The organism is Litoribacillus peritrichatus (assembly GCF_039537985.1).
In the GTDB taxonomy this organism is placed as follows: domain Bacteria; phylum Pseudomonadota; class Gammaproteobacteria; order Pseudomonadales; family Litoribrevibacteraceae; genus Litoribacillus; species Litoribacillus peritrichatus.
Genome location: NZ_BAABBN010000004.1, coordinates 461,570 through 473,422, shown reverse-complemented (window position 1 = coordinate 473,422; position 11,853 = coordinate 461,570). Strand labels below are relative to the sequence as shown.

Genomic DNA, 11,853 nt, shown 5'->3' with positions numbered 1-11,853 from the left:
AAAAACCGCCATTTGTCCGTTATAAACCCGAAACGACGTCAAAATATTGATGTACAGACTACAAGAAGCACCTAACGTGCCAAAGTGAGATAAAACAGAGATGAATTATTGAACGAGAGAAAAACAAATCACTTAATTCGTTTTGAGTTCTTTTGGAGCATGTCGATCAGGTTGGTTACATCGAGGATGGCACACATATGATCAATCACTGTCCCGGCCAGCCATGGACGCTTACCGGTCGACGTCCGCCACTTCACCTGATCAGGCATGAGCCGAATAGAATCAGACAACTGATGGCTCAATAATCCCCACTCGCTGTCGTCTAATGAAATGACATAATGATTTACCGGGTCAATGTCTTCCGTAACTTTCTCTGGCATAACCCAACGACTGGTATGCACCACCCGAATGTTCTGCTGACCGTCCATTGTCGTTCTTGGGTACAACCCCAAAAACCAATCCGGCTGCCCGAACAGTGGGGTTAAGTCCGTGTCAATCCGGTGTATGCCACCCAGCAACACCAAAGGCACCGCCAATTTAATGCCGCCCACATAAAACAACAAACACTCAAACCCTGCTGCTGCCCAATCCGGGTAAGGTTTGCGCTTTTCAACCGGATCGAAGGCCGCAGGGGTCTGGCTCGCTGTATGGCTAACCGTTTGAGTAACGGATTTGGCCTCTGCTGTTTTTTCTTCAACAGATCGGGACTCAACGGGCTTAACAGTGACAGGCTTAGCAGGTTCTGGCTCTGAGCGTACAGTTTCTGACTTGGCAATTTCTGGTTTAGTCACAACCGGCGGAGGAGAAACCGGGTCGGGAACTTCTGCCACTGACACCACCAAAGGCTCTGCAACCACTTGTTCTTGAGAGGCGATTTTAAGTGCGGATACTTTTTTTGGTTCGGGGGGTTTCGGTTGCGCAGACACATTGGTTTGAACAGGCTTAGAGACCGGAACGTCAATGGCTGTTGATGTTGCCTGTTTGGTAGTTACCTTGGGCTTTACTTCTGTTTTTAATTCGGCCTTGTGTTCGGTTGTTACTTCAATGTTAGGTTCAGGCTCTGTCTTTACTTCAACCTTTGTTTCAACCACAGGCTCAGTGACCGGCTCGGGCTTCAATGCCGTCGGCGCTTCTTCAAATGCAGTAGCGACTGAGAGCATATCATCGAGATAGCCCTGCAACGCAGCCATCGGTTTGACAGGCGCTGATTTAACTTTGGTTTTTGATGACTTTTGATCGTCACTCATAACTGCAAACCTAATAAATCCAACATACCGTTACTTTAACCTGCAACCTGCTCAAACTGCATTTGCATCAAACGCTTTAATTTCGACTCAGGCATCGTCCTAAGCAACATCAACAAATCAATCATAACCAGACTCTTCTGACCGCGACTTAACTCACTCATTGGCGTAATTGCCAAGTTGATCAGGTTCATCAGCTGCCGATCATCAGCGACCTGATAACCTATTTCCTGCAAGTTGCCCTGAATTTCTTCAGTAATGTTCCCATGTGTTTCGGCGGTCTCATCCAGCAACATGCCTTCGCCACCCAACATGGAGCAAAGATAGTCAGCAACCACATCCTGCTGTGTAGGAACCATAAAACAACCTTATATTAAGTATCAGCTAGCTTCAGAAGATAGTAAATGTTTCAGCAATTTTGCGTAGCCTCGAATCCCACGCCCTTCAGAGTCATATCGGCTCGGAATTAAGCCAGCTTTAGATGCATCTCTGAATTGAGTATCGACTGGGATCGTATATTCCCAAATATGATCCGGATAAGTCACTCGCATTTCTTTGACACTTTGCAAGGAAGCATTCGTTCTTCGATCAAACATGGTCGGTACAATATGATATGGCAAAGGCGTAGGACGCGATCGGGTGACCATATTTAAGGTGTGCACCATTCTCTCCAAGCCTTTCAAAGCCAGAAACTCACACTGAACCGGAATCATTAAACGGGAGCAGGCCGCCAGGGCATTAATCATCAATACCCCAAGAATCGGCGGACTATCAATAACAGCGTAATCAAAATCGTCCCACAGTGTCGCCAAAGATCGGGAAATCACTAACCCCATGCCATCTTTACCCACCATACTGCGCTCAAGCGTCGCCAATGCGGTTGAAGAAGGTAATAACTGAAGATGATCATGACTGGTATCTAGCAACAGTTGGCTAGGCAGCTCCGGTGGTATAGCCCCAGGCGCTTGAAAAAGGTCAAAACAAGAATGCTCAAGACTGTCGGGGTCGTATCCAAAATAACTTGTCATCGACCCATGAGGGTCCAGATCAACAAGTAAAACACGCTTTCCCTGGTCTGCTAATAATCCAGCTAAACTCACAGCGGTGGTCGTCTTACCCACACCGCCTTTTTGATTTGCAACCGCCCAAACTCGCATTGCAGACTCCACCTATAATTAATCAGTCTCAGGAGAGTAAAGCAAGCCTTATGCCAAAAGCCAGTCGCTACTAAGGCTGTTGACTACGAACATTATTTAACGCTTCTCGAGTCAACGCAGATCGGGATATCAGGAGCACCACACGCCTGTTCTTCTCTCTGTCTGCTCCCCGGTTATCGTACAACGGTTGGAATTCTCCATAACCCACTGCCGCTAACCGCTTTGGATCTAAGCCTTCGTCCTGTAGTTGCCGGACAACACTTGCCGCTCTCGCAGCAGATAACTCCCAGTTACTGCGAAATTCTTTGTTAAAAATCGGGACATTATCCGTATGGCCTTCAATCTGAATCGGGTTGTTATAATTTCCCAGTACCATAGCAACGTCCGCGATGATATTTTCTGCCGCTCTGGTAGGACTTGAACTTCCCTTAGAGAATAGCACTTCTGACCCCAAGGTAATCTGAAGCCAGTCTTCACTCCCCTCTAAAGACATAACGCCTTGCTTTAACAGCCCTTCAAAGCCTTCCGCCAACTGATCCTTAATCTTTTTCATACTCACTTCTTCTTTCAGTGAGTCCGAGGTTTCCTGCGTGGCAATGTCACTCGGTTTAATAATTACCCGCTTCTCGGTAATCGGCAACTGACGGGCAACATCACCAATCTGAATCGGGTCACTGGACGTTGGAGGTGCCTTAAACACACCGATCAGGCTGGATGCCAGGATTTTATACTTACCTTCATTGACGGAGGAAATACCATACAAAACAACAAACAGAGCAAACATCAACGTCATGAAGTCGGCGTATGAAATCAGCCACCGCTCATGACTGGGGCCTTTGATTTTTACTCGTTTTCTTGCCATAAGGTTTACTCTTCGATGAAGCTATTTAAACGAGAAGCAATAGCTTTGGGGTTTTCACCCTCAGAGATACCCACTAAGCCTTCAACAATCATTTGTTTGTATTCTGTTTGGGTCATAACCACACTCTTAATCTTTCCTCCAATCGGAAGAAACAACAAGTTCGCAGAGCCCACACCGTAAATGGTGGCTACGAAGGCCGTTGCTATGCCCTGCCCTAATAACTCAGGTTCACCCAAATTGGTCATCACATGAATCAACCCCAGTACAGCACCAATAATCCCGATGGTCGGAGCATAGCCCCCTAAGCCTTCCCAGAATAATCCTGCACTCATGTCACGGTGTTCTTCTAAATCAATCACCATTTCCATCGTGTGGCGAATACTGTCTGGCTCGGCACCATCGACTAACAACTGCAAGCCTTTCCGTGCAAACGGGTCCGCTTCGGCTTCAGCCATACCTTCCAGCCCCAAAAGGCCTTCTTTTCTGGCGGTGGTACTCCAAAACATGATTTGCTCAATACCGCGCTCAAAATCAAACAACGGAGGAATAAAAATCCATTTAGTGAGTGACATTGAGTGCTTGAAAGCTTGAGGGGTTGTCTGAAGGAGCATCGCCCCCAGAGTGCCTCCGATCACGATGATAAAAGCCGCCACATTTCCAAGCATGGAAATATGGCCACCATCCAGAAAATTACCAAATAGAATTGCGCCTATACCGAGAATAAGCCCGATCAGGCTGAGTACATCCATGTTTATGAAACCTCATCAATCAACTTTCGCGAGATCTGATCCAAGTTAAGAATTTCATCAGCAAGATTCGCGTTAATCACCGACATCGGCATTCCATAAATAACACAACTTTCTTTATCTTGCGCCCAAACAGCACTGCCATTCTTTTTGAGAAGCGCGGAACCATCTTTTCCGTCGGCGCCCATCCCCGTTAATACGATCCCCAATACACCGCTATTAAATACATTCGCAGCAGAACCAAAAGTAACATCAACACAAGGCTTATAATTCAAGCGCTGATCACTCTCTATGATACGGATAGAACCTCCATTACGACGGTCAATCATCATCTGTTTGCCGCCAGGAGCCAAAAGAGCAACGCCTGGTTGCAAGGTATCACCTTCTTCAGCCTGTTTGACTTTAATCTTACAAATTTGATTCAGTCGCTCAGCAAACGCAGCCGTAAAGTTAGCAGGCATATGCTGAACCAAGACAATCGGTTTGGAGAAATTAGCCGGCAAAGCCGTCAGTATTTTCTGAAGTGCAACAGGGCCACCGGTCGATGTGCCGATAGCAACCAACTTCACATCCTGAGATCTTATTGAACGGCCTGGCCTCGCCGAAGCTGCCGGTTTCGGCTGAACTTGTGGCTCCACTGCGGGCTTAGGCCTCGAAGCCGTCATTTCGGGCTGCTCTTTATGAGTGGACGATTTAAGTGCTTCGCGAATGGCCTCTCGCTTAGCTTTCATATCGGCTTTTTTATCGCCCGTCGACTTAAACTGCAATAAGCTATTTGAGCTTTTTGAGCCCGCTACTTCACGAATTTTTTCCGCCAGCAGTTTTTGTACTTTGCCCGGATCTTTGGAAATATCTTCAAAGTTTTTCGGCAGAAAATCCACCGCCCCCGCTTCCAGCGCATCCAGTGTCACCCGAGCACCATCAAACGTAAGCGACGAGCACATAATAACAGGCGTGGGGTGAGTGGCCATGATGTTGCGAACCGCAGTAATACCATCCATGACGGGCATTTCAAAGTCCATGGTAACAACGTCTGGCTTCAACTTTTTAACCAGCTCAACTGCCTCAGCGCCATTCGACCCAGTACCAACAACTTCTATGTTTCTGGCTGCATTTAGTATGTCGCTGATACGACGTCTGAAAAAGCCTGAATCATCTACAACAAGCACTTTAACCGTCATTAGTACTCCAAAAACTCAAGGTTAATTATAATTATTCATGGCCTTCGAAGCATAATTGTTAAGCATACTAGGCACATCAAGAATCAACGCAATACGACCATCTCCGGTGATTGTAGCACCAGACATACCAGGCGTTCCGTGGAGCATTTTTCCAAGTGGTTTAATGACTACCTCTTCTTGGCCGATCAACTGATCCACTACGAAACCAACGCGCTGAGTGCCAACTGAAACGATGACAACATGAGCAGAGCTTTCTTCGTCATCGGATAGGGTCTTTTTCACTAACCATCGTTTCAGGTGAAACAAGGGATAAACTTTTTCACGAACGACAATCACTTCCTGACCATCTACCACGTTGGTCTGCGAAATATCCAAATGGAAAATCTCATTCACACTGACCAACGGGAAAGCAAAGGCCTGACTATCCAGCATCACCATCAAGGTCGGCATGATGGCCAAAGTCAGAGGCACTTTGATGGATATTCTTGTCCCCTTATTAATCTCAGAATCCACATCAATGGTGCCGTTCAGCTGTGAAATTTTGGTTTTCACAACATCCATGCCGACACCACGACCGGACACATCCGAAATCACTTCTTTGGTCGAAAAGCCAGGGTGAAAAATCAGGTTGAATGCTTCTTTATCGCTGAGACGATCCGCAGCATCCTGATCATATACCCCTTTTTCTACCGCTTTTTGACGCAATACGTCAGGGTTCATACCACCGCCGTCATCCTGAATACTCAGCAAGATATGATCGCCCTCTTGCTCAGCAGACAGCACAACCTTACCGGTACGCGCTTTCTTATTTTCTTCACGAACTTCCGGTGTTTCAACACCATGATCCACCGCATTTCGAACCAAGTGAACCAGTGGATCGGCCAACGCCTCCACCAAGTTCTTATCCAAGTCGGTTTCTTCACCCACCAACTCAAGATTCACTTCTTTTTTCAGTGTTCTTGCAAGATCTCGTACAACTCGTGGAAAACGCCCGAAAACTTTCTTAATCGGTTGCATTCGGGTTTTCATAACAGACGTTTGAAGATCCGCAGTTACCACGTCAAGATTCGACACGGCTTTGGAAACATCTTCGTCTGAGCTCGCCATCCCCAAACGAACCAAACGGTTACGAACTAATACCAGTTCGCCAACCATGTTCATGATGTCATCAAGGCGCTTTGTATCAACTCGAACGGTTGTTTCTGTAGGTGCCGAGTCTTTCGCAGGCGGCTTAGGCGGCGCAGATTTAGCTGGCGCAGGCGCGGGTTTAGCAGCCGCTGGAGGCGTTGGTGTTGGGTTCGCTGCCGGCGCAGCCTCTTTCTTAGGTGCGACAGCCGATGGCTCAGGCGCAGGATTCGAAGTACCTGTTTCAGCAACTACAGTAGGCCCTTTACCTGCCCCATGCAGTTCATCTAACAGGTTTTCGAATTCATCATCAGAAATTACATCGCTATTACCTGACGCTGCAGGTGCAGCAGGCGCGGGCTCTGGAGCAGGTGCTTTACCTACCCCTGGTCCTTTGCCTGCACCGTGTAATTGATCCAATAATGCATCAAATTCATCTTCGGAAATTTCTTCACCCCCTGCCGCACTGGCTGCCGGAGCAGGCGTACTGACAGCAGGAGAAGGTGCCGGTGCAGAAGCCCCACCCGTAGGGGAGCCCCCTTCACCGTGTAATTCATTCAATAACGCTTCAAATTCTTCTTCGGTGATCTCATCACCGCCAGCGGCACTGGCAGGTGCAGCGGGTGTATCAGTATCAAACAGTTCAACATTAGAAGATTCAGATCCTGAATCAGCAGATGCCACCATCTGATCAAATTCGGCGTCAGCCTGATCTCCAGCGGAGTTGTCCGCCACCGGTTCAGCAGCTGGCGCTGCCTCATCGGCACTTTCAGGTCTGGCGAGTTGTTCGAGGCTTGCGAGTAGTTGCGGATCAGCTGCAGGCAATTCTTCACCATTACGAACACAGGAGAACATTTCATTTACAGCATCAAGCGCTTGTAATACAACGTCCATTAGCTCGGAATCTACTGATCTTTGACCATTTCGTAAAATATCAAAGACGTTTTCTGCAACATGGCAACAATCAACTAAATTAGTTAACTGTAAAAAACCTGCGCCGCCTTTTACCGTGTGAAAACCACGGAAAATGGCGTTTAATAAATCCATGTCGTCCGGCTTTTGCTCCAGTTCGACCAACTGCTCTTGAAGCAGCTCCAAAATTTCCCCTGACTCTACCAGGAAATCCTGGAGGATTTCTTCATCGGCCTCGAAACTCATTCATGACTCCTTAGAATCCAAGGCTGGACAACAAGTCATCCACCTCATCCTGACTGGTCACTACATTCTCGCGTTCTTCAGCGTCGACTATAGGACCCTCTGCTAACAGTTCATCGGCCGCCTCGGTAACTTCTTGAGTTTTTTCAATGCCGGTAATTCGTTCAACCAAACCGGCCATTTTAACAAGCTCAACAAGATCCGTTTCGACCCCTTTAACCAGCTTGATAACCTTTTGGATTACCTGACCGGTTAAATCTTGGTAGTCTTGCGCCAATAGAATGTTAGAGAGGTTGGAGGACATCGTAGAACCGGAGCCATCCACCTTTTTCAGGAACACATCTATTTTTTTATAAAGTTGCCGGAAATCGGAGACTTCCAGTTCTCTTCTTAGTAACTTCCCCCACTCAACCGATAACTCAGCCGCTTCCGCTTTTAAGTCATCCACAACAGGAATGGTTTCCTCCACAAGATCCATTGTCTTGTTTGCTGCGTTGTTGGTTGATTGGATCACGTAACCAAGACGATCCGACGCATCTGCCATTTTAGATTCATCGGTTTCTTGTTCACTGCTGGATATATCGATCTCAAAGTTCTTGATCGAGTCGTGTAATCCCCGCGTTAAACGGCCAATTTCACGATATAAACTTTGATCCCTTACATCAGATAGGTTTTGTACATGTTGAATAGCACTTGTAAAATCTCCAGCTTCCACTGCATCTACAAGCGACTTTGTATGTTCTCGGATCGAATCCTGAATATCTTCCAGGTGACCGCCCGATTTACTATCAGCCATTTGGTTCCCCTTTCGAGAACGGTCACTAAAGGTTAACTTGCATCCACACGCTCAAAGATCTTTTCGATCTTTTCTTTGAGTGCCTGAGCGGTAAACGGTTTTACAACATAGCCATTCACACCCGCTTGCGCAGCAGCAACAATCTGCTCGCGTTTCGCTTCGGCGGTAACCATAAGCACTGGCGTATGAGCCAAGGCTTCGTCTGCACGTACAGCGCGTAACAAGTCAATGCCCGTCATGCCTGGCATGTTCCAGTCAGTAATCAGGAAGTCAAAATCACCCGTTTTAAGCATAGGTAATCCCGTACTGCCGTCATCCGCTTCATGGGTATTTGTGAACCCCAAGTCTTTTAGTAAATTCTTAATGATTCGTCTCATAGTTGAAAAATCGTCAACTATCAGAATTTTCATATTCTTGTCCAAGATAACCTCCCAAGACCTTGATGGAAAATAGAATTTCCATTCGAATATGGTTGTAAAGTAAGTGTAGTCATTAGATTTAGACTATCCAGTAATTATGCAGTTTTTAAGCACTTTCGTCATTCCACTCCAACAATCGTGCTTTCAATCTATGCGCAGCCTGGCTGTGAATCTGACTTACTCGAGACTCACTCACTCCCAATATCTCACCTATCTCTTTTAAGTTTAGCTCTTCATTATAATAAAGAGCCAACGTTAACCGTTCACGTTCCGGCAAGCGCGTAATCGCCTCTGTAAGCTTTCTGCGAAATCTTTGCTTGGCAACGTCATCAAAAGGTCCCGGTGTTGTACCATGAAAGTCATCTTTCTGATACTCACCTTCTGCAATCAATTCTTCGAAGCTAAATAGCTTACTGCCGACCGAATCCTGGAGATAACTATGGTATTCATCGACTGACACACCTAATTCTTTAGCAACTTCATTATCTTGCGCATCTCGGCCCGTCTGGCCTTCCACCTGTTTGATGGCGTCCATCACTCTTCGGCCGTTTCTGTGCACCGACCTTGGTGCCCAATCACCACGGCGTATCTCATCCAGCATAGCACCCCGAATTCGAATACCCGCATATGTTTCAAAGCTGGCACCTTTGGAAGCATCGTACTTTTTAGCCGCCTCCAGCAAACCAATCATCCCAGACTGAATCAAATCGTCCAGCTGAACACTTGGCGGCAAGCGCCCCATTAGATGAGTCGCAATTTTCTTTACCAGGCCGGCATACTTCTGAACAAGGTTGTGAGCCCCTTTAGGATCAGTCTCCGAATACATAACAACCCCACTAACTGCAGCCATAGCAACACCCTACATTTCTTTCAGTCTGACTCTGAATATTAACTTTCAACACAACTAACCTACGTTATATTGAACTAATTGCTCTGCAAAAAACTCCAAATGACCTTTCGACGACGTCGGTAACGGCCAGGCATCTGCCTTTTGCGCCAGAGCTCTGATCGCGATGGAAGCCTTGGATCTTGGATAAGCCTCCAGCACCGCTTTTTGTCTTTGTACCGATTTCTTTACCTGTTCATCAAAAGGCACCGACCCTACATATTGCAGTGCGACATCTAAAAACCTGTCAGTTACCTTAGTGAGTTTAGCAAACAAATTACGCCCATCTTGTTGCGTTTTAACCATATTTGCTACAACCCGGAAACGATACATACCGTAGTCCCGGTTTAAAAGTTTGATGAGTGCATACGCATCTGTGATAGAGGTCGGTTCGTCCGTTACTACCACCAGCACTTCATTGGAAGCACGAACAAAACTGATCACATCATCCGCGATACCCGCTGCGGTATCCACGATCAGTACGTCCATTTGATGCGACACTTCACTGAACGCATGAATAAGTCCGGCGTGCTGCTGTGAAGAAAGATTCACCATGTGCTTCGTTCCCGAGGAGGCGGGAACTATTTTCAGCCCCATCGGCCCTGGCACCATAATTTCTGAAAGAGTGCATTCACCGCTTAAAACATGCTCAAGCGTTTTAGTGGAAGAAATCCCCAACAGAATATCGATATTGGCCAATCCTAAATCCGCGTCCAGCAAGACCGTCCGACGCCCCTTTTCGCACAAAGCAATCCCTAGGTTTAAAGCAACGTTGCTCTTGCCAACGCCGCCTTTTCCTCCTGTGACAGCAATTACTTGTACTGGACTACTACTCATACCTACTCCTGTGGCACTCTTCTAAATCAGCATAAAGAAAAATTTGAATTTATGCTTTTTATTAACTCGCTATTCTTTTTGAAAATGCTTGTTCTGCCTGTTTTAACTCATCCGCAAAAGCAGAAACTCCACCATTAAGCTGCTGATACATATAAACGGCTTTACTGACTAAATTACCGGCGTTGGCATTTTCAATGTCATCAGGAATTCTTGCGCCGTTAGTCACATAAGCCACTGGCATGACCCGCTCAATCAGAACATCAATGATTTCACCCAATGAACCCGCTTCATCGATTTTACTTAGAATACAACCATTCAAGCTAAAGTCTTGATATGTATCAAGTACTTTCGTAACAACAGACTTATGTAATGTGCATGGTAAGGTCAAAAAAGCCTTAAAATTACTTGAGTTCTGCTTAACCATTCGAAGCTGTTGATGTATTGAAGATGTCGAAGGATCAACCCCCGGCGTATCAATAATGACCAACGACTTATTTCTGACTGTATTCAAAAGCTGCTCAAGAGAATGCTTTTTATCCACCACGCGAACAGGAACATTCAAAATCCGTCCCAAAGTCCGCATTTGATCATGAGCGCCAATTCGTTGACTGTCAGTAGAGATTAGCACAACCCCTTCACTTCCGTGCTTCAATGCAAATTTAGCGGTTAACTTAGCCATGGTTGTTGTCTTACCAGAGCCAGACGGACCAAAAAATGCGTATACCCCTCCACGCTCCAATAAGTCACTCTTAGCAATAGGAAGGTCATCCGCCAACAAAGTTAACGCTTCTCGCCAAATACCCTGTTCATCGTGCATTTCGGTAATGCGATCAACAATGGAGCGAGCGACACCGTTGCTGATGCCCATTTGATTCAGACGCTTTAAGGCTGCCGCGTGCAATGGATGATAGTTGGCATAATCCGCCATCTCCCGGTCTTCAAGCTGTTGTCTCAACAGCTGCTTCAACCCCTGAAGCTCCTGCTTCATAGAACTTAAATCTTCACTTGGACGTGCACTTGAAGCTGGCTTACTGAATTTGGATCTTAAAATAGAGGCTTTCTTTTTAAACGGCTGTTCTCCAGATCTTTTACCTGCAGACTCCAATGAGGAATTTTCTAGCCGCTCATTCAAGCCGACCAACTCATCGGAAACACCGCCCCACTGATTTCTGGAAACCGCATTCGATGCGTTGTTCAGCGCGGCTTCTAAATCCGGGTTCACGTATTTATTTTTTCCAAGAGAGGCGTCCGCTTTATCAAAGTAATCAAAATCCACTTTCCCATCGTGTCTTGGGTCATAATCCAGCGCAGTAATAACTTCCACCCCGCCTTGCACTTTGCGATTTGCCAAAACTACCGCATCAGGGCCCATTTGTTCTGATACTTTTTTTAATGCTTGTTGCATTGTTGGAGCAAAAAACTTTTTAGCTTTCATAGCTTAGCCA

Annotated in this window: 12 protein-coding genes; all 12 read right to left on the bottom strand. The window is 46.4% G+C overall.

Features of this window, described 5'->3' with window-relative positions; translation table 11 throughout:
• Positions 1-128 precede the first annotated feature (128 nt).
• The 12 genes from ABD744_RS03310 to flhF all read right to left on the bottom strand — a co-directional run bounded on the left by ABD744_RS03310 (position 129) and on the right by flhF (position 11,843).
• Complete coding sequence (locus ABD744_RS03310) at positions 129-1,247, bottom strand: chemotaxis protein CheW (protein WP_344795426.1); 1,119 nt, start codon at positions 1,245-1,247, stop codon at positions 129-131.
• 35 nt (positions 1,248-1,282) lie between these two features.
• Complete coding sequence (locus tag ABD744_RS03305) at positions 1,283-1,603, bottom strand: hypothetical protein (protein ID WP_344795424.1); 321 nt, start codon at positions 1,601-1,603, stop codon at positions 1,283-1,285.
• Positions 1,604-1,624: 21 nt separating this feature from the next.
• On the bottom strand, positions 1,625-2,401 hold the full coding sequence (locus ABD744_RS03300) for a ParA family protein (protein WP_344795422.1): 777 nt from the start codon (positions 2,399-2,401) through the stop codon (positions 1,625-1,627).
• 70 nt (positions 2,402-2,471) lie between these two features.
• On the bottom strand, positions 2,472-3,263 hold the full coding sequence (locus ABD744_RS03295; RefSeq protein ID WP_344795420.1) for a flagellar motor protein MotB: 792 nt from the start codon (positions 3,261-3,263) through the stop codon (positions 2,472-2,474).
• Between the two features lie 5 nt (positions 3,264-3,268).
• The gene (locus ABD744_RS03290) at positions 3,269-4,012 is read right to left on the bottom strand and encodes a flagellar motor protein (RefSeq protein ID WP_344795418.1); all 744 of its coding nucleotides are present in this window, start codon (positions 4,010-4,012) and stop codon (positions 3,269-3,271) included.
• A 2-nt stretch (positions 4,013-4,014) separates the two neighbouring features.
• Positions 4,015-5,190 carry a protein-glutamate methylesterase/protein-glutamine glutaminase gene (locus ABD744_RS03285; RefSeq protein ID WP_344795416.1) on the bottom strand — a complete coding sequence of 392 codons (1,176 nt, stop codon included), beginning with the start codon at positions 5,188-5,190 and terminating at the stop codon, positions 4,015-4,017.
• Positions 5,191-5,211: 21 nt separating this feature from the next.
• Positions 5,212-7,473, bottom strand: coding sequence for a chemotaxis protein CheA (locus ABD744_RS03280; RefSeq protein ID WP_344795414.1), 2,262 nt, complete (start codon positions 7,471-7,473; stop codon positions 5,212-5,214).
• Between the two features lie 10 nt (positions 7,474-7,483).
• Positions 7,484-8,266 carry a protein phosphatase CheZ gene (locus ABD744_RS03275; protein ID WP_344795412.1) on the bottom strand — a complete coding sequence of 261 codons (783 nt, stop codon included), beginning with the start codon at positions 8,264-8,266 and terminating at the stop codon, positions 7,484-7,486.
• 32 nt (positions 8,267-8,298) lie between these two features.
• A complete protein-coding gene (locus ABD744_RS03270) occupies positions 8,299-8,676 on the bottom strand; it encodes a chemotaxis response regulator CheY (RefSeq protein WP_425562115.1) in 378 nt (125 codons plus the stop codon).
• A 115-nt stretch (positions 8,677-8,791) separates the two neighbouring features.
• Positions 8,792-9,535, bottom strand: coding sequence for an RNA polymerase sigma factor FliA (locus ABD744_RS03265; protein WP_425562114.1), 744 nt, complete (start codon positions 9,533-9,535; stop codon positions 8,792-8,794).
• Between the two features lie 54 nt (positions 9,536-9,589).
• A complete protein-coding gene (locus tag ABD744_RS03260) occupies positions 9,590-10,408 on the bottom strand; it encodes a MinD/ParA family protein (protein ID WP_344795408.1) in 819 nt (272 codons plus the stop codon).
• A gap of 61 nt (positions 10,409-10,469) precedes the next feature.
• The gene (flhF, locus tag ABD744_RS03255) at positions 10,470-11,843 is read right to left on the bottom strand and encodes a flagellar biosynthesis GTPase FlhF (RefSeq protein WP_344795406.1); all 1,374 of its coding nucleotides are present in this window, start codon (positions 11,841-11,843) and stop codon (positions 10,470-10,472) included.
• Between the last annotated feature and the right edge of the window lie 10 nt (positions 11,844-11,853).